The sequence below is a fragment of the Polynucleobacter sp. IMCC 30228 genome (assembly GCF_021395205.1).
In the GTDB taxonomy this organism is placed as follows: Bacteria; Pseudomonadota; Gammaproteobacteria; order Burkholderiales; family Burkholderiaceae; genus Polynucleobacter.
Genome location: NZ_JAJVCS010000005.1, coordinates 48,371 through 72,843, shown reverse-complemented (window position 1 = coordinate 72,843; position 24,473 = coordinate 48,371). Strand labels below are relative to the sequence as shown.

The window sequence follows — 24,473 nt, the reverse complement described above, 5'->3', positions numbered from 1 at the left end:
TCTATATTATTTATTAGAGCTTAAGCCTAATATTTTTCTAAGTCTTTGTGAGTAATTATCCGTTCCCATAGGATTTGCAATGTAATATTCAAATTGCTTTCTAAGCTCTACTTCTTGTAAGAGATTTAAATCTTTTAATAATCCGTCATATCTATTAACAAGTAGGTTGGAATTAAATACCAATGGATTAATTGTAACTATTGGATAGATATGAATTATTTTTACAATTTCATTGATCTTTTGAAAATTATTAAAGTTAGTAAATGTGGTGTACATACAAAGTAAAGCCAGTAAATAAAGTGCATATTTTGAAATTGGCTTTAAGTTTAGGTATATAGAAATTACACATAAAATAGAAAGGGGGGCAATTGAGGCATGGTAATAATAGGTCAATTGACCTAAGTTATTTTTAGTAGTATTAACTCCATCAATAAATGTGAAGAAAAAACTAGTTAAGCTAATTGCAATTAGCCAAATAATTACTAATGACCATTTTTTGTAAAAACTAAAGATTAAGGTAGCCACTAAAATTAAAGCCGTAATACTAATTGATGGACTTATAAAACCAAAAGTAACTGAAACAGCTGTCGCTAAATCCTCAATAGCAAGATTCCAAAATTTAATAGTAAAAATATTCTGGAATAACCCAATAATCATTTCTGAATTTAATACACTATTTCTTGGACCAGTTTTACCGAATTCTTCGTATATTGGCGGTAATAAAACTTTAGAGACTATAAAAAATATTGGCGGAAGAAGTAAATACCATATCTTATAATATTTTGTAGAATAATTCCAAATCAATAGTCCGAGAATCAACCAAAATATATACCCAGCTTCATCAGAAAAAAAGTTACAGAATGTCACCAAAAGTGCAAGTCTAATATACCAATCTTTTCCAGTTAGCCTATAGCGAAATGCAAAAAAAACTAAGCAGCACAATCCTAGCATAGCCAATCTTTTGGCAGGCCTTATGTATGGTACAAAACTAGATAGATATGCTATTGAAGAAATAAATAAGCCAGTGAAGAGTAGCGCCTCTATTCGTGATAGGCCCATTGATCTAATTGCTCCATAAAAGAAAAATGGCGTTGTAATAGCAATTATTAAACTTGTAAATGTAATGCTTGGATGATGTGAAAATAAATTATTGGAATATGGCCTAAATATTGCGTCAATAACCTCAAGGAAATCACTTAATATGCGTAATCTTGTGGGATTAGAATCGAAGTAGGTCCAGTCAAAAATTGCCTGCAGCCCTCTTGAGCTAGCATATTCTGAAATATTTAATAGCTCAAGGTGAAACCAGCCACCAACAATCCATAAATATAGGGCTGTTACTGCAACAGCTAGCATCCAAAGTCTGGATAAACCATATAAATTCATATTTTATATATTTATATTGCTAGTTAAATTCTTGTGTCTGAAGAAATTTTTCATATAAAAAAAACTTTTATTGAGTACTTTACCTTTATTAGTAGTACTTAATACTCCATCAATTTCAATTAAAAATTTATTATTTAACAATCTAGCTACCCTAGCATCTACCATTTTTTCATAATTAGTAATTTCGTTACTAATTTTAATTTTTTTATTAAAACCTATGTCTAGAATTAGATTTGCAGAAATACTACTCATAATTAACGTGAAAAAGAAAATATATAGTTCACACATAAAGAAATAGGAAAATAATATTGATAAAGATTGAATTGATATAAAAAAATCTAAATAAGATTTCCAAAATAAAATTAAGCCTAAAAAACTGCTAATGATAGCAAACGAAATAACTGAATTACATTTAATATATCTCTGCACTATGGAGTGAACTATTACTGATATAGAGAAAAATAAAGCCGAATATATAACTATCATTTTATATGTTGATATTTACCATTCACTAACCAATGAATAAAATTTAAAACGGTAAATACTAGCCTTCCTTTTGGTGTTAATTCAAAGTTACCTTTCTCTTCAAGCAGAATTTTTTTATTCAATAGTGATTGAATTCTGTTCGTAAATTTTATCTTTCCTATTGTTGCTAATTTATTTATATCGGGTTTTCTATACTCGTATTCAGCAATCCTAATTTCTTCAATTATGGATAGCGAATACCCTCCTTGAGCAAGTGACCAAAACTCCAAAAAGGAAATTGCATATATTCCATATAAGCTAATACAAAGTATTAGGTCAGCTAACACTATGTTCTTTAATGTAAACCATAAACAGATAGCAATTCCAGTTATTAGCAAACCGGGTATTAAGTGATATAGGAAAATTCCTTTTTCAGATTTAAAAATATAAAGATTTCGAACTATTAATATATATAAAATAAATTGTATTAATATAAAAATTAATACGTAATAAAACATATCAATAAGGCCCCTTAAAACTTTCAGTTAAATCAATTAAACCAAACTCCTTGGACTCAACTCCAAGCATTGAACAAATGGCTTTTATTAAAGTTGATGATGATGGATAAAATACTTTTTCAAGGGAATTCGAAACAGGGGCTGGACAATCTGCTATTGTTATTCTCCTCGCCGGGCATTTCAAAAAATTAAATGCTTTTTCTGCAGCTAAAGCTACTATTTCACTTGCAACTCCACACAGTTCCCAGCTAGTGTCTGCGACTATTAATCGACCGGTTTTTTTTACTGAATTTAATACGGTTTCCTCGTCTAACGGACGTATACTTCTTAAGTCCACTACCTCGATTGAGATCCCGCTTTCTTCTAATTTTTTAGCCGCGTTTAATGCTTCAAGTGACATGAAGGACGTTGCGACTATCGTTAAGTCTTTGCCTTCTTTTATGACCTTTGCCTTACCAATTGGTGTCGGAATTGGTTTTTCAGATACTTCTCCCATAGTATCGTATAAAGTACGATACTCCAAAATAACAACTGGCCCAGTATGTCGTAGAGCACTAATCATTAATCCTTTAGCATCCTCAGGAAAGGCGGGCATAACTACTGTTAAACCAGGGAAGTGTGCTAAAGGAGCTTGTATACTTTGGGAGTGTGTCGAGCCCTGCCCCCAACCTCTACCTATAATTCCTCGAATTACGATAGGTACATTTCCAGCATTTCCACCATACATATATCTCCACTTTGCAGCCAATTGCAGGAGCATGTCAAACGAAAGGAACATAAAATCTACCCTTGGATGAACGAGTATTGGCCTTTTACCAACGGCGGCGGCACCAATTGCAATACCAGTTAACGCATTCTCCATTGCAGGTGAATCAAAAACTCTGGAAGGTCCAAACTTTTTAAATGCCTCTATAGTTGTTCCAAAAATGCCCGAAGGATAATCGACCGCTATTCCGGTAATAAATATATTTGGATTAGACTCCATTTCCTGCACGATTCCTTCTGATATAGCCTCTGAATACTTAATACTTCTCATGGTTATTCCTAATCAAACATTTTCAAAAAGAGTTTTTGGATCTGGCCAAGGGCTTTCATATGCCTTTTCTAAAGTCAGAGATATTTCTTGTTCTATTTGATTATTCCAATTATCAATGGCTTGAATAGTGGCTATCCCTTCATCAATCAAATATTTACGAGCACGAATTACAGGACATTTTTTTATCCACTCATCAAGCTCTTCTTTTGTTCGATATGTTCTATTTATCTCGTAATCCCACATGGGGCCTACATGTTCCCGCCAGCGATATGTCATACATTCTAAAAACATGGGGCCATGACCATTTCTACAATAATTTAGTGCATTTATTGCGGCATGGTAGACATCAAAAACATCATTTCCATCTATTTTTTTAGCTTTAACTTGAAAAGATTCTAACCTTTTGCATAAATCAGCTTCACTGTGCTGTCTTACAGACATCGGGCTTTCAGTAGCATACAAATTATTTTCACATACAAAAAGCACCGGTAACTTATTGACAGAGGCATAATTAAAACATTCCCAAGCGGCCCCTTCATCGCAAGCCCCCTCTCCAAAGAAGGCAACAGCCACTTTGCTAGTATGATCCATTTTAAAAGCCAGTCCAGAGCCACTTGCTAACGCTAAAGAGTGTCCAAGAATTGGTGAGGATCCCAAAAATCCAACAGAACGATCAACTAAATGAACTGAACCGCCCCGCCCCTTTGAGCAGCCCCCGTCTCTTCCCAAAAGTTCTGCCATAAGCCCAAAGAGACTTCCACCTTTACCTAGGTAATGCGTATGACTGCGGTGGTGCGTATAAATCACGTCATCATCATTAAGTGCAGCGCAAACCCCAGTTGCTATGGCTTCTTGACCAATTCCAAAATGGGTGGGTGTTTTCATTACCCCTTTCCTATACTCATCAGATAATATTTCCTCAGCTCTCCTGATGTAGAAAATATTTTTATACAATTTAATAGCAGTATTTTGATTAAAATTATCCATATTTTTCTTACTTTAGCTTTTAAATATCAGCATGGTTGTTTAATGCTTCGATTTCTTCCAAACCCAAAAAAAATTACTATAAAAACTAATTGTGGTAGACAAAATAACGGCTACTGTACTTGCTATCAAATAATGCATCCCTAAGATAGCAAAAACATTTACGGCAGTCCACCATACCGCTATCGCAGCTAAATTGGCAATATGATATTTAATTAAGTCTCTAATACTTATTTTTTCCCTGAAAACAATATAACTATTTGCAAAATAGCGTAATATTGTTGTTAATTCAACCGTAACTAAAGTTGCTACTAAAATGGAAAAATACAATACCTCAACGAAAAAGAATAAAATTAAATTAGTAACCCCAAGAAATATTAATCCCATGCATAACCATAATGCTATTTTTTTATAGTTTTCTTTTAAATAAAGCATATTTTTTGACAATTCTATTTGGGCAATACTTCGAACTCAAAGTCTACTCGGCTGGGCCGTTTTGTATATTTAGAATTTGACTTTATATGCACTTCATAGATTAAATGCAGATAGACTTTTATTACTTCAATGAAGCTTATAAAACTAGCTGATGTACTCCCTAACATGCCGACCTGCCTTGAACTAGGCAATTCAAGAAAACTTAATCCTTGACGCAGCAACTTTACATTAATTTCCACAACAATACTAAATCTTGTTGACTTAAGTTTTAACTCTTGCAATAGTTTAGTAGGATAAACTGCGGGCCCATTAACATAAAGCATATATAAATCAAAAGAACTTGTGTAAATCACTTTAAATAAAGAAGATAAAAGATATCTTTTTCTACCGCGACATTCATCATTTGGAAAATACGTCATTACAACATCAGCAAAAAAAGCATTACGAAAAAGTAGTTTTAGGGTAGATAGTGGTAGATCATTATCCCCGGGTAAAAAAATAAATTTTTCCATTTGAGCGCATTGAATTGCTTTCTGAATAGAAGCCCCAAGACCTAAATTCTTTTCATTTTGAATAAGTGTAATTTCAGGATGAATTCTGATTTGATTTAACACAATTTCGGAAGTAGCATCGACGGATCCATCGTCTATTACTAATATCTGCGTTTTCAAATTTGGAGTACTTGCCAGAGCATCTAGAGTTGTTTGGATAGCTTCTCTTATAAATTCTTGCTCGTTATACGCACAAATGGCAATAGTAAGAGAACCTTTACTCAAAGATGGATTGATTAACAAAAGAGGCCCCTTTTAGATACTTGTATATAGTTCTATTATACTAAATATCATTTAATGCATGAAGAATAATATCTAAAAAATTTTATATACTTAGTATTGGGTTTTATTTTTTACTTCTTATTGCACCCAATAGCAAATAGGTAATGTGCCATCTTATAGTAACCTGTATGAATTACCTCATCATTCATAGAAAACATAAAAACGTTATTAAAATATTTTTGCATAGTAGATTTTAGGTCGGGCATGGATTTGCAGTTCACATGCCCCTCCTTGCTCATTGGTGATGCATAATCTTGTGACTCCAATGACGGCATTCCGATTACCAAGACTCCATTTTCAGAAAGTGAGCTTACAATGTTTCCTAGGAACAAACTCTCATTTGCAGGCAGAATATGTTCCAACACATCCAAAGCATAAATTCCATCAAATTGATCCTTAATCGGACCTTTTAACATATCGTGCACTAAGCAGTCGAAAGCCCACTTGTCACCCATCCTTGCAAGGGTATCCTCAACAAATAATGGATCAAAGTCAATTGCAGTTAACTTTTCAACTTCCTGCTTTACTATTCTCGTTGCAAAAGCATCGGCACACCCAACCTCAAGAACATTTTTGCTTCCTGCCAACATCTTCGCAGCAAACTTATATCGTGCTAAGGTGAAGGTTAAACGTTTTGGGTCATCATACCAAGCCTGACTTGTCATCAATCCAAGAGACTCTAGGCCCTGCTTATCTCGGTAATCAAGCATGACCGTATATTGCTTTTCCTGTGTGTGCATTTTACTCATTTGCTTAACTCTCTCTCCAAGAATTTAAACGTTTAATTGCAATTCAATCTACTTCTAGAATTGTCCAATAATAATCCCCATTAAACCCTGCTTCTTTAAAAATTTTATTCCAATCATTAGGTGTTCCATAGGTTTTTGCAGTAAGCATCCAATCCTCAAATATTTTTTTTTCACTTATATTTCGATAGGCATCAACTTGAACGTAAGATCTTCCTGGGGCTACTCGCTCAATCTCCCCTAAAGCAGCAATACAGTCTATGCGTTCAAGATTGTGAATGGTATTAATTGAAATAACAGCCATAAAGCTATTATCTGGAAAAGGTAATTTTGTGGCATTGCCCAGATGAAGTCGTCCTATAACGTCGGGGTGTGCATTGAAAAGTGCATACTCAGATATATCAAGGCCATAAACTTCTAGGCCAGGAAGGGTCCTCATTAAGTCATGAACTAAAAATCCTTTTGCACATCCTATATCTAAAACCCGGTCACCGGGCTTGAGATTAAAATGCTGGATTATATCTTTAGCAATGGGCAACCATCTGCCATCATAATAATATCCTCCGTACCCCTGCTCTCGATCTCCATCAAAATATTCTTTCCCAAATTTTAATGCGACTTCACGAGCACTCTCTTTATTTTTAATTCTATTTTTTATAATACGTTTAGACTGTGGATATCTAGATAAGAGGTTTTTTTCAGACATTTCTATCTTTTATTTCTTAATAAAATAAAACGCAATCCATTAAAAAAAACTGCAATCATTGCTACACCACCTTTTCTTGCAAAGTATCGATTGTCATTTAAGTAAATTTGATTGCCTGCTGTTAGTCGCTCAATACGTACCGCTAAAATTTCGCTCGCTGAATATTTTCTGAGTAAAACCTCATCCGATAGTCCTTTTTCACCAACTATCGCATATTCTTTTAGCATTCTAACCCTCAAAGAAGAAACATTGGCATTAATAATATTAAAAAGAATAAATGCAAACTCAAGATAAATAATGCAATACAGGATGCCATATGAAATATTATTAAGAAGGCTTAATTCTGCATCCCATAATAAAAAAATTAAGAAAGATAAAGTGACAATTAAGCCAATTGCTATTGAAATAAATTGAGTACCTACATGCGCACCTTTCTTATTTATTCTACTTAGAATTATATGCGCAATAACATCAAGCAAGATGCCAATCAAGGGACTAATCGGTAAATAGTTAATAAAACTACTATTAATGTTATGCATTTCTTTTTATATTAAAAATCTTAGATATCAGAGTCGCAATTACTGCGGCCTTTTGACCTTTTGAAGTTAATTGATACTCACTGCTTTCTGCAATTTGAACCAAAATGCCATTGCGCCTCAAAGCATTAATTCTAGGTTTAATGAAAGTATCATCAGTAATTACTTGGGCCAATTCTTTACTGGTGCAGCCTTTTTGTATATTTTTTTGGAGTGCCCAAAAAATTGCTAAGGATGGGCTTGTTTCCTCTACCGCCGTATAAACTATTAAATAGCAGCCTAAAGTGCCAAGATAAAACATTGAAATTCCAAGCAAAAGTGGAACACTAAAAGTGTTCACTAACCAACTAGGAAATAACAAAATAAAGCATACTGCTACAAAAATAAATATCTTGATTAATGCTAATGATTGATTTTTTGGTGTGTATATTTGCCAAAGCAGAACATGAGTAATCCAAGCAAAAATAAATAGGCCTATTGATAGTAATAATGCATTCATATGTGCTTAGCTATAGGAGTTACTTTTATTTCCATGGCATTTGAGTCTTGCTTGAAATAAACAAACTACCTTCACGATGAGAAATAGGCATATCTTCTACTTTAGATACAGCACCCCATCCAAGCTTTTGAGAAAACATATTTACGCTTGTACCATTAAAGTGCTTAAATACTGCTTTTGCATTTTCTGGATTACCAATTTCTACGATAATATCAAGGCTCTTCATTAATTCCGGAGTAGCTGCTTGTAGCAATTCCTTTTCATGACCTTCTGCGTCTATTTTTGCTAAATCTGCCCATTCAAACAGTGGCTTAACAGCACATACTGGAACGATAAAGGTTTCTTTTTGTCCATAAGAATCTTTTGATCCCGCAAGATGACTTCCTGTTGTATTGCCTAAAACACGGACAAATTCAGCCTTGCCATCGCTTATCGATACTGCCTGTTTAAATGATGTTACGTTCTTTGCGGAGTTTGCAATTAGATTTTTTGTCAGCATTTCATAATGCCACGGATCTGGCTCGAAAGATCTAACGCTATAATCGCATCTAGACATTACAATAGAGTGTAACCCCAAGTTTGCGCCAACATCTATTACTCTTTTATATCTATTACGATTTACATGATAAAAGGAGAAAATGATTAGCTCATCTAAACCAAATAAGTCTAAAGAATTAATTGCTCCCATTCTAGTAAAGGGCAAAGAAATATCCCCAAACGGCCCAAATGAACTAGGTCTTCCCTCTGGAGAATTAAAAAGGTCTTCGATTATCTTCAGAACAACCTCCTTATTAAGCTTATAAAATGCTGATGAGCGATAGTGAAGGGACGGACTCTCTATGAGAGCATCAAATACATTTTCTAATAGTTTCATAATTTTTTTAAGTTAAAGAGATTGGAAGGGGTTGGATTATCATATTTTTTAAAAATTCTTCGCGCTCAAGTAGTGGTTCAGAATCTTCATTTGGTCTACCAAAACGTACTTGAGGGGCAACACCAAATTCAGGATTTATTTCCACATTCACCAAACATGGATCACTTCCTTGTAAAATGCTTTTAATCTTACTTATGCAATCGTCGCTTGATTTAATAGATTCAACACGAAAGCCATATGCTTTTGCAATTCCTATAAAGTCCGGATCAGGTAACCCGCCAGCAGTAGACGTTGCATAGTGATTACCATCTAACCACATATCTTGAGTCTGCCGAACCATTGCGTGCCCATGATTATTAAATAATATAATTTTAATTGGCAACTTGTGATGGGCTATTGTAGCCAACTCTTGAATATTCATTTGGAGACTTCCATCTCCAGTTATACAAATAATATTTTGTTTCGGCCTGGCAAATGCCGCTCCAATTGCGCCTGGAACGGCATAACCCATTGGTGTGCTATTAAATGCGTGGAAAAAACGCTGATCTTTTTTAAAAATAAATCCTTGCATCATCCATGCTAAAGCACATCCAGTATCGGCAAAAATAATTTCCTCATTATTAAGTAAGGAAGAAAATTGCTCCATAAACCAGTATGGATTAACTTCACTATTTTTTATATCTTTTTTTACATAAATTGGGTATTGAATTTTCCATTGATTAATACGTGAAACCCATTCAGAAAAATCAGGCATATCTTTTGCTAAATCTCTTTGCGCAAGATTGCCCAAGAGAAGTCTTAAAAATTTTAATGCGTCTAAATTGGCTGGCACATCAATCTTCACATTTAAATGTTTGAATTTATTAATTTCGGTGACATCGATATCAACCATAACCAACTTCGCCTCACGCGCAAAACTAGTTGGGGGCGTGCCTGTTGCCTTTGTATCTAACCGCGATCCAATGGAAATTACCAAATCGGCATTTTGTACTGCAAAATTTGCTGGGCGCGTCCCATGCGTGCCAAATCCACCGGCAGCAAGCGGGTCTACAGACTCCAACAAATCACGCGCTGCCCATGTTAACGCAATTGGTATTCCCAGTAAATGGCTTAGCTCAATCGCTTCATATTGAGCGCCAGCTAAATGCACCCCCCAACCATATATTAGAATTGGTCTTTTAGATTTTTGAATCAATTTAACCGTTTTATCTATGATGGACATCTCTTTTTTAATTTTCTCAGAAGTTTTAACTTCTTCAAGAGGGGTATATTTCTTTAGCTTTGAAACATCGATATCCATTCTTTGAATATCGTCTGGTATATCAACCAAGACTGGCCCTGGTCGGCCAGTTTTTGCAATGTGAATAGCCTTTCCAAGTTCAAACAATACTTCATAGGGATCTTGAATAAGTACTCCATATTTTGTAATCGATGAGCACATATCAACGATTTCCGTCTCCTGAAATCCCATTTGTCTCACGCCAGTATCTTTTTTAGATCTAAATGTAGCTACCTGTCCTGTTAAAAAAAGTACTGGCACCGAGTCATAGTAAGCGCCAGCAATTCCAGTAATCAAATTAGTTGCACCTGGCCCACTGGTAGCAATAGCACATCCAAGATTGCCAGTAACTCGTGAATAGGCATCTGCTGCAAAAGCCCCTGATTGCTCGTGCAGTGGGCATACATAATCAATGCCAGTGGTAGCCGCAATAGAATGAATTAGATGCAGTGAAGCTCCGCCAGAAATAGCAAAAACATGATAGATTCCCTGATCTTTTAAAAATTGAGCTACTACATCAGATAATTTCATTATATTTTATCCATATTTACATTTATATCGTTACCAAATCTACGTAATTTATACATATCCAGATCTTCTTTCAACGCATTTGAGAGTGAGACTCCTCCGTCTACACGCCATGCATCATAGACAAGTGAAATATTTCTACCTCCAATAACAGCTTTACCCTGATGCATACACCACATCAAACACTCAAATATTTCTTGATGACTCGTTCCCGGGCTGCCAGAATCTAAAAATTTCATTAATTTTAAATAATTTGGACCACTTTTGATAGGCTCTTTTAATGTCTGCTCGTGAATCTTGGTTCTTACAATTCCAGGGCCAATGATAAAAAATTGAATATCAGGAGTTTCTGCATCCAATAACTCGCACATCTTAATCAGCATTATTTTTGAAGCGCAATAAGCAGAATATGCGGGAGCAGCATTATTTGTACCCGATCCTGAAAAAAACACAACACTTGAAATTTGGGCGGTATTTCGCAGTAAATACAAGTCTCTAATCATTCCCAGGGGGGCTAGGGCATTCACGCGAATGCTTTCATTCCATACCTCTTCAGAACTATCCCAAAAATTTCCAATAGGCTCTTCAGTACCAGTCGCAATAATAAATAGATCCCAGGAAATATTGTTTTTCTTTAAGTGCTGAAGAAAGCTATGCCTTGTTGAAATATCCAAAACATCGCAAGGAAATATATTAATGCCCTTTGGGAAACTAAAGGACGGCTTAGTACGATAAGTTCCCCATATTTCCCAGCCATCTTTAGCCAATCGAACAGCCAATTCATAACCTATATCACTACTAATTCCAATAATAATGGCTGTTTTTTTCATTTTCTGGCATCCTGATTGAGTTTTTCTTTATCAGCTAAAGCCTTTTGCTCGGCATTTACTAACTCTGAAATTCCTTCTTCCAAAGACGTAAATCTAAATTCAGGAAAAGAATTAAAGATAGCTTTATTAACAAAAGTTCTATGTACGATGGATCCAATGGGGCGCCCTAAATTATAGATAAATCTAAAAATTTGAGTAAACTTATATGGTCTATGAACTACGGGAACAAGCCTTGGTAAAAACTCAATCCTTACGGAAGTATTTAATTTCATGCGCACTATATTAGCTAGTGTAAAAAAAGTAGTGGGAGGACTAATAGCTACATTTAATACGCCTACACTTTTATTTTTTACTACAAGGCCCACTAGGCGAATAAGATCATCAATAAAAACAAAACTTCTTTTTTCCTCGCCTCTCCCGTATATCTTTATATTTCCATCGGTTAATGCGCTTCGTACAAATTGATTTGGGCCATAGGCATTATGCGTATCGCCAAATCCATAAATTGCTGTTAAACGTAAGATTGTTAATGGTGCTCCAGGAATATTTTTTTGAAAAAAATCCCCCAAAAGAATCTCACGAGCAGAATGAGATAGCGCATATAAACTTATAGGCTCGCGAGAGGAATCTTCATCTAGTGGTATTTTTTCAGCATCATAAACTGCATCAGAACTCAAATATATAAAATGACCGCATTTTATATATTTGAGGGCAGTACAAACAGTCTCTACCATTCTTAAATTTCGCATTACAGATTCATAATCTAACCCAAATTCAGGGGTAAGCATTGATGTCATTACAATTACATCGTCCTCACGCAACAAAGAGGATAAGAGCTGAGCGGAACTAAAGTCAGCTAAGTCAACCTCATCTTGGCCAATTAGCCTACATTCAATATGATTGTCTTTGGACCACCGAGCAAGGTGGCTCGCTATAAAGCCATGTGCACCTAAAATTACCAGCCTAGTAGGGGGGACAGGAGAGGAATTTAGGTTAGTCAGCATATTATCATTTGATAATTTAGAAAATTACTATTTTCCAAGCGTCACATACTCTACATTTAAATCATCAATTTTATTCATCTCTAGCACCCCGTAGGGATCGATGATTAACTTCCCTCTCAACATCTCAACAATATCATTAGATCTTAAGGCTGAAAATTCTTTCCATGGGGTCATTATTGCTACCGCATCCGCATCTTGACAGGCATCCATTGCAGATGATGCCCCGTAACAATTAGGATGATTAACTACCGAATTTGAAACCAATGGATCAAAGACTCGAATATTACACTCTTGCAATTTTTTGATGAGCGCTATTGCGGGAGAGTTTTTAATTGAATGGGTATCTTCTTTATATGCCAATCCCAAAATTGCAATTACTGGTGATTTTGACACGGTCAGCAATTTTTCTTTAATAATCTTGAAGGGCCATTCCTTTCGATACTCACTATTTTTTATCCATGCTCTTACAACACCTATATCGGTACCATTTTTTTGTCCAAAATGACATACGGTAGCTAAGTCACGCTCTAAATTTCCGCCTGATATTCCAAGTCCTGGAGATAGGTAAGAGAACTGCCCTATTCGGCGATCTAACTTTAATGCAGGCACAATTTCAGACCAATCTGCTCCAATCTTCTCGCATAGTTCGGCAAGCGTATTTGCAGTAGACACCGAAGCAACTAAACACATGTTGATAGAGATTTTGGCTAGCTCAGCACTTTCAAAGCGCATCGGTAAAATCGGGCAATCATGCGCCTCCAGGAATTGCGCAAACGCTAAAGGAATCGGTACTTCAGGATTCTCACAGCCAATGATGTATCGCTCAGGATGTAAGGCGCGATGTATAGCTTGACCAAAAATTAATGTTTCAACTTGATAATAGAGAGAACGGCCAGCTTTTAATTTTCCGCGTGTAAAACCTGGCGGCACTTGGGAGAGAACCACAATCACACATTCGAATCGCGTGGCCTCTAAGGCAAGATCAAGTAATGCGGTAATGGTAGTCAAGTCACTCTCACCTTGATCGTTTGTAGAAACATCAGGTGCAACATAGACTACATCACATTTTTTTAATTCGTTAATATCAGAAGTAAAGCTCAAGTGGGACTTATTTTTTTGCGCTAACTCAACTAGCTGTGGTTCAGATACCGGAAAATGACCAGAATTAATTTCGCTAATTAATTGCGCGCTTGGATCAAAACCAATGAGCTCAAACCCTTTTTCTGCAGCGGCAATGCAAGAATTTAACCCTAAGTGGGTCATTCCTACAAAGCCAATCACTGGTTTAGACATAAAGCACCTTACTATTTACAAATTTTATATATCGATTATCCCACTGCATTGGCATAAACCTCGGTAAGGCCTGTGTGCCAATCTCTAAATTGAAAACCTGGGAAGACTATTGATGCAACAGATGGCTCAAAGGGGCGATATCCATCATGGGGCATTACCCCAACACGCTGCGTTTCAATGACGACGCCTGTTGAATGAAAGAAAGTAGTAGCAAATTGCGCTAACTCATTAAAGGAAACAGTTTGATTTGATACCGCATTAACTACCCCAACCGCGCGATGCAAAATGAGTAAACGAACTAACTTAGCAATGTCTTCTACATACACATGGTCACGTTTTTCCTCGCCCTTACCAAATAAGACAATCTCGCCGCCCTCTTTGGCTAAGCGTCCAAAACGATTAGGGCCATATCCATTGTGCGGATCCTTGATGCCATACACTAAAGTTGGGCGCACGATAGCAAAGGGGCCCTGGTACTGCTGCCTTAAAATAAGCTCCCGGGCTAAATGCATTAATCCATGCAAACTCTGCGGCTCAGCACAAGATTTTTCAGAGATAGGCTCCTTAGAGTCTTTATAGACCGCATCAGAACTAATGTAAATAAGTTGAGCAACGCTTTGTAAGCTAAGTGCTTTGCCTACCGCTTTAGCCATTTGGATATTATCTTGCAACATATCAACATCTTTACACGGTGCTTTAGCAGAAGCAAAAACGAGTACATCGTCTGCGCGTAACTTTAGTGCTAAGTTCTTTGCAGCATTATCGTCAAGCAAATTCAGTGAACTACTCTTGAGAGTTAAAACCTCAATTGAATCAGCAACTAAATGCTCGGCAATAGCCCCGCCGATAAAACCGCTGCCTAAAATAACTACGCGCCTGGGCTTAAGAGGAGATGGCTGCAATAGTGTCAGTGTCATTTTAATCTTTACAAGTTTGTACTAAGATTATTCAGAGTTCGATTAATCCAAATATCATTTTTTATATTACTCGTACCGTGTTTACATAAATCTTTAAAATGGGCATACTCCAAAGCCCAAGTTGGATCCGACTCAATCAAAGTAATTGACTCCTCATCAGGTCTACCACTAGGTAACTTGCGATCCCGATATATAAAAGTACTAGGTCCCCACTTACACAAGGATTGGATATGGGCCGTACCCTTTTCTGCATAAACATCTGCATAAAAATGATTTCGCCAAGAAAGCAAACTCACTTCTAACTGCACAACCGTATCTGCATTAGCCCCAAACGACACATGATCATAGGCCAGGTTCTCAAAACGGTTTGCAGAGTAAATAGAAAATCCCTCAACCGGCTTTCCTAACCAAAAATTCACGGTATCTAATAAATGCGACCCTAGATCGGGAAGCACACCTGTACCTTGATCACGCCAGGCAGAATCACGCACTAGCCGCGCAGTGCCATTGCCGTAAAACATTCGAATGCTATAAATCTTGCCTAGTCGCCCTGAGTCAATTAATGCTTTCATGCGAATAAAATGCGGCTCAAAACGGTGGTTATAGGCCGTATAACAAACCACACCATTCTTTTTTGCTAACTCTTCTAGCACCAATAAATCTTCAGTGCGATTTGCAAATAGGGGTTTTTCTACGAGCAAATGTTTCTTATTTGTCAGTAGATATTCCAACATAGCTATTTTGGGCTCATCGGGAATGCAGAGTAAAGCTGCATCATAACTTTCCAAAGGAACATCTTCAATTTTGCGATAAGTCGCATCAGGATGCACAGGATCAATAGTAGCCACGACCTCTTCACCAGCAACGGCCTGTCGCTTTTTTCCCTGGACACCAAGACCAACTACAATGACGCGCATGAACTATCCCAAGCAACAGCTAAATGTAGTTGTTCATGTCCCATAACGCGCAATCTTTTCTACGGCGTCAATTTTATGCATCACCATTTCTGGGGTAACGGGAATATTACCTTCTTGCTCACACTCAATACCAGCGGCCATGTTACCCAAAATAGCAGCAATCACTTCATTTTTTGTTGCCATCATGGATAAAGTTGCATAGGAGAGCAACGCATCTCCCGCACCGACTGCATCAACCACCCTACCAGCAAAAGAGTCAATCGCAAAAAATGCGCGGTAGTCATCTGGGGAATCCATCCGGTAAGTCACAATTCCTCTATCGCCGCACTTCAGGATTAGCAATTTTGCATGGGATTTTCTAAATAGTTCCAAGGCTAATGGGCGCACTACTGAATCTTGATCTCCCAAAGAAAAGCGGGCCTCTTTTTCATTGGGGGTAATTAAGTCAAAACCTTGAAATTCTAAAATATTGCCCCAGCGACTAGCTACCTGACTATCGGCAACTCGAAATACTCCCTCAGGAATACTAGCGCACAAAACTGGTGCTGTTGCACGATTAAAAATACCATGTCTAAAGTCAGAAAAAACGATTGCATCTGTTGGAACAGTTTTAATTTGACTTTGAATACGCTCTAGAATTTTGTCAGAAATTGAGCGGTTATCTAAGGTATCCACCTTTAGTAACCGGTAAGTATCAGCAACAATGGCATTCTTATTAGTCGTAGGACGCGTTTCATCAATTATCGGAGTGCAATGAATCCCCGCAGCCTCTAGGTCTTTTAATACTAATTCTTGCAAAGCATCTTTTCCTAATACAGTTGTAAAAGTAACGTCCGCTCCTGCTGCTCTAACGTGCTTTGCAACTACTCCTGCACCACCTACATAATCGACTTTTTTCTCAAAGAGCACACTCATGGTTGGTGTTTTCGTCATACCGCCAATTAAATGACAATAGGTAAAACTATCGACAATCGTATCGCCCACCACATGAACCTTCAATCCCTTTAACTTACTTAAAGCCATACGCAAGTCATTAAAATTTAATTTTTCACTCTCCATCAGCGAGAGCAATTTATCAACGCCGATAGTTGGAGGCGCTAACTCTATTAATGCTGATGAGGAATAAACAATATCACCTGGCGTAAAAATAACTTCGCCGCCATAACTTTCTAAAACAGCAATCTCTTCCTGGGTCTTAGGATTTGTAGCGCCTGCAGTATATTCATAGCCCTTAGCAAAATAATCTGGTTTGATCAGTTTAAGATTTTCTAAGGGGGTAGGATCTGCATCTATTAATACGTAATCCACCATTTCTAAAGCGGCTAAATTGACTGCGCGTAAATTTTCCGGCACATAAGGGCGTAAGTTGCCCTTTTTAATGTGCTCATCTGCAGTTAAGCTAGCAATTAAGATTGGCGCCTTGGTTTTTGCATAAAGAAGATGGCGAACATGCCCGGGATGCACCACATCGAAAGTGCCGTGACACATAATGGCTTTTTTGGAGCGTGGGCGATCTCCAATTAATTGGGCAATTTCAGCTGCCGTTTTAATCTTATGAGAAAACATCTTTTGGCTTTCGTGGTCCATCGCCATTACCTTTCAGACATAAATTCAAACCATAATTTTGTGGCGCCCTCAATAGATTTAGGATCCCACAAAGGCGCGTTTTTCCAATAGTCAATATTAGCTAAAATTTTTCCTACGCCCTCTTCAAAACTGACCTCCGGCTTCCAACCTAATTCTGCCTGAATGCGCGTGATATCAGCAAATGTGCAATCTGGTTCACCTGGTCTTTTAGGTAAATGCAAGACCTCCCCACCGCCGAGCAATTCAACCAAACGATTGACTGATTGCGGCTTTCCGGCCCCAAGGTTGTAAACCTGTCCTACTGTTTTGGATACTCCAGCAGCATAAAATGCTTTAGCCACATCGGTGACATATAAAAAGTCTCGTGTTTGTGTGCCATCACCCACTACCGTGAACGGTTGCTTACCAATTTTTTGGCGTAAAAATACCCCAAAAACTGCGCCATACGCTCCAGAAGTGCGTGAGCGCGTTCCATAGGCATTAAAAATACGGACAGCATTGACCGGTAACTTATAGACCTGATGCCAATGAAACGCTGCTTGCTCGCCTTGATACTTAGAAAGTGCGTAGGGATACTTGGTTTCGATGGGATGATCTTCTGTGGTTGGCGTTTTAGCTAAGCCATAGCAGGACGAAGAAGCGGCGTAAACAAATTTATCGACACCAGCATGCCGAGCACACTCGAGCATGCTGACGGTACCCTGTACGTTTGCTGACATATACTCAGCCGGATTTTCAATGGAGGGCACAATATCGCCAATGCCAGCAAAGTGAAATACCAATTTTGCCTTTGTAAACAAAGGGTCTTTGGCAGAAAAGCTGCGAATATCGCGCTTTTCTAGAGCAACATCTGAGTTGGCAGCATACTGGGAAAGATTTTCTTCGCGTCCTCCAACCAAACTATCAATTACTCTTACGGCATAGCCTTGATCGACCAAATGATCAACCATGTGGCTGCCAATAAAGCCAGCTCCCCCTGTTACTACTGCAATGGGTTTAACACTCATTTAGCACCAATCAATTTCATCGTGCGTACATTGAAATACTTATCATCATCAAAACTGTTTGGGATCTTGCCGTCTTGAAAGGCTTGGCATAGGCCACGCACTGCATCTTCTACGGAATACTTAGGGGCAAAGCCCAAGACCTGCTTAATTTTGTCCGAGTTAATATGGTAAGAACGATTGTCATTGGATTCGGTCACTTCAATTGGCAAATTGCCTTTCTCAGGGAAAAATTCTTCTACGACCTTTTTCACTGCTTTAGCGATATCCATAATGCTCATATTCTGGAAGCCGCAATTGAAAATTTGATTGGCTACTTTATCCGCTGGTGCTGTAAGCAGCAATTTACATAAATCGGCGTAATCTTGTACGTGCAAATTAGGACGTAATTGAGCGCCACCAAACACCATGATTGTGCCTTTATTCACAGCAAAATTAGTCAAAATATTGACGGATAAATCTAAGCGTAAACGTGGGGCATAACCGCATACGGTTGCAGGTCGAAATACCACGCCCACAAAATTCTTATCAGTGTGCTTTAGTAATAATGGCTCGCACATTCCTTTGTACTTGTTGTATAAGGTCAATGGGATTAATGGATGGTCTTCAGTCACGTTGGGTGAATCTGAGACACCGTAAACCGAGCTTGATGATGCAAAAACAAAACGTTTAACACCAGCCTCTTTAGCGGCAATGACTAGTGGCTCAAAAGAATCTAAGTTCACTGAAGTAGACAAGTTTTCATCAAGCTCAAAACTTGCATCATTAGAAATACAGGCTAAATGAAGTACGTGATCGCGATCTTTCAGGGCCTCTTTAACAGCCTTAATATCCCGCACATCGCCCTTGATTAAGGCAAGGTTGGGGTTCTTAGGAAAATGATCAGTACCATACCAAAAGGTATCGAATACCCGCACGTCCCAACCCTCTTCTAATAACTGAGGAACTAATAAACTAGCGCAGTATCCACCGCCGCCAAAAATAACTAATTTCTTCACAAACTACTCCTTCGATTAATAAATTTAAATTTGAATATCAAACCCGGCTGCTTGGGCATCACGATAAAACATTTCAACTGTCTCTAATGAATAGGCATCCAGGTTTTTATCAACTAAGGTTAATTTTTTCAAAATATCATTTGTTGCTGTAATAATGTGACAACCTACTTGATGCGCCTGGAAAATATTCAGTAGCTCTCTTGGACTAGCCCAAATTAACTCTGCTTTAGGTTTAGATTTTAAGATTTGCACTGCCTCAGCCATCAGCGGAACTGGATCCACCCCGGTATCGGCAATCCGACCTGCAAAAATCGAAACAATCGCGGGTGAATTGATATTCAGATTCTCGACAATTTTTCTTACTTGATCCAAAGTCATGACAGCAGTGACATTCACATTAACGCCTGCATCTGACAAGGTTTTTACCAAAGGGCCGCAAAATTCACCTTTGGTATTGGTTACGGGAATTTTTACATTCACATTTTTACCCCATGATGCAATCTCTTTGGCTTGCTTTTCCATGGTCGGAAAATCATCGGCAAAAACTTCAAATGCCACTGGCAGCGTAGGTACGATCTCCAATACCTTTAAAGCAAAGGCTTTGTAATCGGTAATGCCAGCCTTGCGCATTAAAGTAGGATTGGTCGTAAAGCCGCCAATCATTGGGTTTGAGGCCATTTCGGCAATTCCAGCCAAGTCTGCCCCATCAGCGAATAACTTTACTTTTAATTTTGTAAGTGTGCTCATACCTTTTCCCTTAGTTTTAGTAATTGGGTTTCTTCTAAAATAATTTGTACGGCTTCGCCTAAAGTACGCACGATAGTATATGGAGGCTCAGGTTTTTTTTTACTATAGCCATAATCAATAAAAAAATTAGTTTTGCATCCTGCTGCCTGACCGCACTCGATATCCCTCCACCGATCGCCGATCATATAGCTTTGAGTGATATCGATACCATACTCTATAGCTGCACTCACGATCATGCCAGGTAGGGGTTTTCGACAATCGCAATGATCAGCCTCTATATGTGGGCAAAACTTGATGTCATCTATTTTTAACTCAGTAAAACAGCATTCTTGAATAAGGCGAAATTGCTCCGAATCTATTTTTCCAGTGCTAATGTCTGGCTGATTGGTCACCACAATATTCATCAAGCCAGCATTTTTTGTCAGTGATAAGGCCTCTTTGACTCCTGGCAAGAAATTAAAATCAGCGAGTAATGTTGGCGCAAACGGTCTACCATTTTGTACGAGAGAGTGATTAATTACACCGTCTCTATCTAAAAATAATGCACGCATAAGAGAGTCTGACTAAGGACTTAGTGAAGACCTACCACTTTGTGGCCATTTGCTGCAAAACTGGATGGGAAACAAGACAATGCCATACAACACCTTGAAAGGCTTCGGCATGTGGAGTAACACGGCTTGCATCTACGGTAGGCACCACCACTACGCAATCACCCACCTGTTTGGTATAACCACCATCGCGTCCAACTACGCCAAAAATTTTAAGGCCTCGCTCTTTTGCTAGCTTTAGACCCTGCACAATATTGGGACTAACGTTTTTTTCCAGGTTGCCACCACCTACAGAAAAGACCAAAACAGCATCATTTTTATTGGCCTTACTAACCTTAAGCCAGCCTGAAAAAATGGTATCCCAACCTTCATCATTGGTTCGGGCGGTAAGCTCCGATACATTATCCACTGGCGCGTAGGCTTCGATGCCGCACAGCTTTCTAAAATCATTGACCGCATGGCTACAGTTACCAGCGCTACCACCAACACCCAAAATAAAGAGGCGTCCATTACGATCCCTTAAGTCCTTCAGTTCATGGGCTAGGGTTTCAATCGTATTTAGATCAATCTGCTGAGCAACTTCAACAACTTCTTTGAAAAATACTTGGGTATGCATGTTAGGCCATCTCTTAAAATTAAATTTTTCCCTCAAAAAAGCGGTTAAAACGGTAATTTCCGCAGGCTTTTTGGGCGTTTTTTTGATTTAATTATTATAAATGATTGGCTTTGGCCTTAGGAAGTGCTTTTTTTGGCGATCTTTAGAGCTGGAACATGAGTTGACCAGGGCGAGCAGGCCCAATCGGTGCATCCCCGTATCCGGATAAAGTGTTGTTGGGCGTCTAGAACGGGTCCAACATTTAGATCCCTTTTTTCACCGTCTATTAAGGTTATCCCCGTAAAAAATTGCCCATCGAGGGATTTTTGGACCTCAAAATACCTTACATTCTCCCCTGTGCGCCAACTTAAGGTTGCCCGCCTGCCATCTAAATTTGATTTGACTTCGATATCTAGCGGTGACTCAATTGGAATTCCGTGTCCACAATACACAGGTGTAGTGTCAGCCATACTAAATGGCTCACTCCAGAAAGTCTCCCCATACTTAGTGGTTGATTTTGGCGTTACGGAAACTTGTAATGTCCCAGTTCCCAAATGAGCTAAGGCAATAGTGGGGGCAGTTGTAGAAAAAATGAGCTTTGGATCATTGGTTTGATTGCAAGAGTTCAGCCTATATAACCTGATAACAGAATTCTCCTCAGCTTTTTTGAACTGCTGCTGATATTGATAATCAATTCGAATTCCATTACTAGTGCCAACAATATTGATGAATCTAGGATTATTTTTCAATGCTAAAAAGGGTGGAAAATCATTATCCAGCGCTACAATCGCCCAACGTCCTGAGCCACTGGGGTCTGAATCAATTAATTTATGGTCAATGAGATCTGAAAAATTTTGATTTTTTACCCCACTCATAAGATTTTTGATGAGTGGAATATCGATATCGCATCTTGGATTAAATCCTACTAAAAAATCATAATTTGCCTGCAGAAAGCAAATGAAATAATCTGGATTTTTATAAGCATTATTTTTTTCTTTATCGCTAAGCCAGATATATTTATCTTCTATTTCATAAAAATACCCATCATTAGTTCGGTTAATTCTTCCCGAAGAAAATGTTGGGCTAAAGTACGCCCATTGATTGGTTTGAACTGCAAAAGGTGCTGCATAAGTATTGGCAGCAATACTAGCAAATTGATATCGGGGGCTGGCTAGTTTTTCCAAAAGAATATGATCTGTTGTTTTAAACTCCTTAAAATAGATTGTTTGTAAGCCAACCCAAGTACCAATAATAAATAAGAAAACGATAGTTAAAGGTAAAATTTGGATGCTATTTTTAATCGCCTTAATCAGTGCGTCCTGAGTAAGGCTAAATTCTTGAGTAATTCTAGCAACCGCACCTTTAACTAAAAGTGATAAAAGATAGATGGGAATAACAATGAATAAAATTGTGTTGTACTCAAAAAGTGGTGCGTACCGCATGTAATACCCCGACAATATGTATCCTGGTACTAGCCACCAACAAATACCCCAAGCTAAGAACCCTGAAATAATAAACGGCACTAAATTTAAAATTCTTTCTGCCTCTTTGGGTAATTGATAAAATCGTTGGTTTAATATAATGAAAACTCCAGTTAGCAAACTAAAGCACCAAATTATTTTAGGAACTACTCCCCTTAACTCATCAAAAAATAATATTTTTTTCCAGAGTGCCTCATACACCTCTATTGGCGGACCAAACGATTCAAATAGTTTGTGATTTATTAATCCAAAACCCAATAAAAGGCCAATAAGCGCAATGATGATTAATACCTCGTAGAGCTGCACGCTTACCTCAGAGGCGTCTCTAAGTCCTCGCCATACCCAGGCAGTGAGAATAATTAAAGTTGATAATGTTACAAAAATTGATGCTTTACTCATTGCATATTGATGTATGTCAATATGTGTAACGATGGTAGTTTTGAGGGTAACAAATAAAACGATACCGAGCATCAAAACCGCTATACCAATTTTATTAGTATTACTTTGAGTATTTAAGATGGTGAGTAGGTAGTGTTTGTCACTTTTAAAAAAAGACCTATCTCCAAACTTATTGGCAATAAATTTAAATGCAAACACAGCGTTAAATATCAGTAGCACTAAAATTAAAAAAGGCGTATAAATCATTAGGTTATATTTAAAATATAACTGGATTGCCAAAAATAGAGACCTTAGATTTGCAGAACTTAAAACAAAGTTATCCCAAAATACTAACTTTTTAGCGTCAACAAAATCCCAAATTTGGCTTGTCATCGCTGCAAATTCAAATTGATTAGCTATGTTGTAATTTCGGGCTATGAAAGTTAGCCTTAGGTCATTTAAAAACCCATCTAATCCGTGGTAATAAAAGATGGTTTGGGTTATTAGCACACTAAATCCTAGAATTACCCCAGTAAAAACTAAACTAATTGGGTAAAACCACAATTTTGGTTTTTTCAATTGAAAGATCAACATTCCTGCTGATAAGATGCTAATAAATACAGCAAACGTCATTTCAAAATAGGCTAGACAACTGAAATTTAAGAGCAATAGCGGGATGTAAATTTTATTACTCATCGTTTTGTATTTTTCAATTAACAATAGTGATGAGAACATAAAGAAACAATGCCATACTCGCCAGGTATTGAACTGCCATTGAAAATGCATCACATAATCAGTTAATAAAATGAGGCAGTAAATTAAAGCAAAAATAGGGGCTATTTTTTTTGCAAAAAAAGTATAGGCAAAATACAAGGCTAGTGTATTAATTATGGCTATATGAGCAATAATTTGCGACTGAATGCTTTTGAGTCCCAATAAATAGAGAAAGGCGGCAAATAGTCTGGGGAAGTTCCCTTGGTGTGTATATACATAGGGATGGGCACTTTCTGTGACCCCATAACTTTCATCAGTCAAACCAAAACTTTTTAAAAAATCAAACTGGAGCAGATTTTTAGCATGAATGATCGATGAAAAGGATTCATTATTATCAAAGACGTAAGGCAGGCCCTGGTATTGAATTAGGTAGACAATCACCAAAACTATGTAAATCGACCCCAAAATCAACAAACCATTACGATAGGATAGATTTTTTTGCTTTTGCAATAAGGGTTCAAGCATCTAATGAGTGGTCTTTTTATAGTCTTAAGTAGTTTAAGCGATGAACCGACTTGAAAAAAGGCTTTTAACTATTTTGCTCAAACTCCATGCCCCAATGAGGATGCCTATTC

General features: G+C 37.6%; 24 protein-coding genes. All 24 read right to left on the bottom strand.

Going from position 1 to position 24,473, the window contains the following annotated elements:
* Positions 1-6 precede the first annotated feature (6 nt).
* On the bottom strand, positions 7-1,386 hold the full coding sequence (locus LZT21_RS09660; RefSeq protein ID WP_233990492.1) for a hypothetical protein: 1,380 nt from the start codon (positions 1,384-1,386) through the stop codon (positions 7-9).
* A 482-nt stretch (positions 1,387-1,868) separates the two neighbouring features.
* Positions 1,869-2,198, bottom strand: a complete 330-nt coding sequence (locus LZT21_RS09655; RefSeq protein WP_233990490.1) for a hypothetical protein — start codon at positions 2,196-2,198, stop codon at positions 1,869-1,871.
* A 172-nt stretch (positions 2,199-2,370) separates the two neighbouring features.
* Positions 2,371-3,405 carry an alpha-ketoacid dehydrogenase subunit beta gene (locus tag LZT21_RS09650; protein WP_233990488.1) on the bottom strand — a complete coding sequence of 345 codons (1,035 nt, stop codon included), beginning with the start codon at positions 3,403-3,405 and terminating at the stop codon, positions 2,371-2,373.
* Between the two features lie 12 nt (positions 3,406-3,417).
* Entirely contained in the window at positions 3,418-4,392 is a 975-nt protein-coding gene (locus LZT21_RS09645; protein WP_233990486.1) for a thiamine pyrophosphate-dependent dehydrogenase E1 component subunit alpha, read from the bottom strand.
* A gap of 39 nt (positions 4,393-4,431) precedes the next feature.
* A complete protein-coding gene (locus LZT21_RS09640; protein WP_233990484.1) occupies positions 4,432-4,824 on the bottom strand; it encodes a GtrA family protein in 393 nt (130 codons plus the stop codon).
* Positions 4,825-4,838: 14 nt separating this feature from the next.
* Positions 4,839-5,618 (bottom strand): glycosyltransferase, encoded by a 780-nt coding sequence (locus LZT21_RS09635; protein WP_233990482.1) that lies wholly within the window; start codon positions 5,616-5,618, stop codon positions 4,839-4,841.
* Positions 5,619-5,728: 110 nt separating this feature from the next.
* Positions 5,729-6,406 carry a bifunctional 2-polyprenyl-6-hydroxyphenol methylase/3-demethylubiquinol 3-O-methyltransferase UbiG gene (locus tag LZT21_RS09630; protein WP_233990480.1) on the bottom strand — a complete coding sequence of 226 codons (678 nt, stop codon included), beginning with the start codon at positions 6,404-6,406 and terminating at the stop codon, positions 5,729-5,731.
* Between the two features lie 43 nt (positions 6,407-6,449).
* Positions 6,450-7,109, bottom strand: a complete 660-nt coding sequence (locus LZT21_RS09625) for a class I SAM-dependent methyltransferase (protein WP_233990478.1) — start codon at positions 7,107-7,109, stop codon at positions 6,450-6,452.
* 2 nt (positions 7,110-7,111) lie between these two features.
* Positions 7,112-7,648: a hypothetical protein gene (locus tag LZT21_RS09620; RefSeq protein WP_233990476.1), complete on the bottom strand. Its 537-nt coding sequence runs from the start codon at positions 7,646-7,648 to the stop codon at positions 7,112-7,114.
* Positions 7,641-8,144: a hypothetical protein gene (locus tag LZT21_RS09615; protein ID WP_233990474.1), complete on the bottom strand. Its 504-nt coding sequence runs from the start codon at positions 8,142-8,144 to the stop codon at positions 7,641-7,643. Before LZT21_RS09615 ends, LZT21_RS09620 begins: the two co-directional genes overlap by 8 nt.
* Positions 8,145-8,169: 25 nt before the next feature.
* The gene (locus tag LZT21_RS09610) at positions 8,170-9,018 is read right to left on the bottom strand and encodes an FkbM family methyltransferase (protein ID WP_233990472.1); all 849 of its coding nucleotides are present in this window, start codon (positions 9,016-9,018) and stop codon (positions 8,170-8,172) included.
* A 7-nt stretch (positions 9,019-9,025) separates the two neighbouring features.
* A complete protein-coding gene (locus tag LZT21_RS09605) occupies positions 9,026-10,828 on the bottom strand; it encodes a thiamine pyrophosphate-binding protein (protein WP_233990470.1) in 1,803 nt (600 codons plus the stop codon).
* Positions 10,828-11,655, bottom strand: a complete 828-nt coding sequence (locus LZT21_RS09600) for an SDR family oxidoreductase (protein WP_233990469.1) — start codon at positions 11,653-11,655, stop codon at positions 10,828-10,830. Before LZT21_RS09600 ends, LZT21_RS09605 begins: the two co-directional genes overlap by 1 nt.
* On the bottom strand, positions 11,652-12,659 hold the full coding sequence (locus LZT21_RS09595; RefSeq protein WP_233990467.1) for an NAD(P)-dependent oxidoreductase: 1,008 nt from the start codon (positions 12,657-12,659) through the stop codon (positions 11,652-11,654). Before LZT21_RS09595 ends, LZT21_RS09600 begins: the two co-directional genes overlap by 4 nt.
* 27 nt (positions 12,660-12,686) lie before the next feature.
* Entirely contained in the window at positions 12,687-13,952 is a 1,266-nt protein-coding gene (locus LZT21_RS09590; protein ID WP_233990465.1) for a nucleotide sugar dehydrogenase, read from the bottom strand.
* Positions 13,953-13,987: 35 nt separating this feature from the next.
* Entirely contained in the window at positions 13,988-14,869 is an 882-nt protein-coding gene (locus LZT21_RS09585; protein WP_233990463.1) for an NAD(P)-dependent oxidoreductase, read from the bottom strand.
* A gap of 8 nt (positions 14,870-14,877) precedes the next feature.
* Positions 14,878-15,786: a Gfo/Idh/MocA family protein gene (locus LZT21_RS09580; RefSeq protein WP_233990461.1), complete on the bottom strand. Its 909-nt coding sequence runs from the start codon at positions 15,784-15,786 to the stop codon at positions 14,878-14,880.
* A gap of 33 nt (positions 15,787-15,819) precedes the next feature.
* Positions 15,820-17,379, bottom strand: coding sequence for a PfkB family carbohydrate kinase (locus tag LZT21_RS09575; protein ID WP_233990459.1), 1,560 nt, complete (start codon positions 17,377-17,379; stop codon positions 15,820-15,822).
* The gene (locus LZT21_RS09570; RefSeq protein ID WP_233990458.1) at positions 17,379-18,380 is read right to left on the bottom strand and encodes a GDP-mannose 4,6-dehydratase; all 1,002 of its coding nucleotides are present in this window, start codon (positions 18,378-18,380) and stop codon (positions 17,379-17,381) included. The genes LZT21_RS09575 and LZT21_RS09570 overlap by 1 nt, the downstream gene beginning before the upstream one ends.
* Positions 18,377-19,375, bottom strand: coding sequence for an SDR family oxidoreductase (locus tag LZT21_RS09565; protein WP_233990456.1), 999 nt, complete (start codon positions 19,373-19,375; stop codon positions 18,377-18,379). Before LZT21_RS09565 ends, LZT21_RS09570 begins: the two co-directional genes overlap by 4 nt.
* A 24-nt stretch (positions 19,376-19,399) precedes the next feature.
* Positions 19,400-20,122 (bottom strand): transaldolase, encoded by a 723-nt coding sequence (locus tag LZT21_RS09560; protein WP_233990455.1) that lies wholly within the window; start codon positions 20,120-20,122, stop codon positions 19,400-19,402.
* A complete protein-coding gene (locus LZT21_RS09555) occupies positions 20,119-20,673 on the bottom strand; it encodes an HAD-IIIA family hydrolase (RefSeq protein ID WP_233990453.1) in 555 nt (184 codons plus the stop codon). The genes LZT21_RS09560 and LZT21_RS09555 overlap by 4 nt, the downstream gene beginning before the upstream one ends.
* Before the next feature lie 31 nt (positions 20,674-20,704).
* On the bottom strand, positions 20,705-21,286 hold the full coding sequence (locus tag LZT21_RS09550; RefSeq protein ID WP_233990451.1) for an SIS domain-containing protein: 582 nt from the start codon (positions 21,284-21,286) through the stop codon (positions 20,705-20,707).
* A gap of 116 nt (positions 21,287-21,402) precedes the next feature.
* Positions 21,403-24,363 (bottom strand): hypothetical protein, encoded by a 2,961-nt coding sequence (locus LZT21_RS09545; RefSeq protein ID WP_233990450.1) that lies wholly within the window; start codon positions 24,361-24,363, stop codon positions 21,403-21,405.
* Positions 24,364-24,473 lie beyond the last annotated feature (110 nt).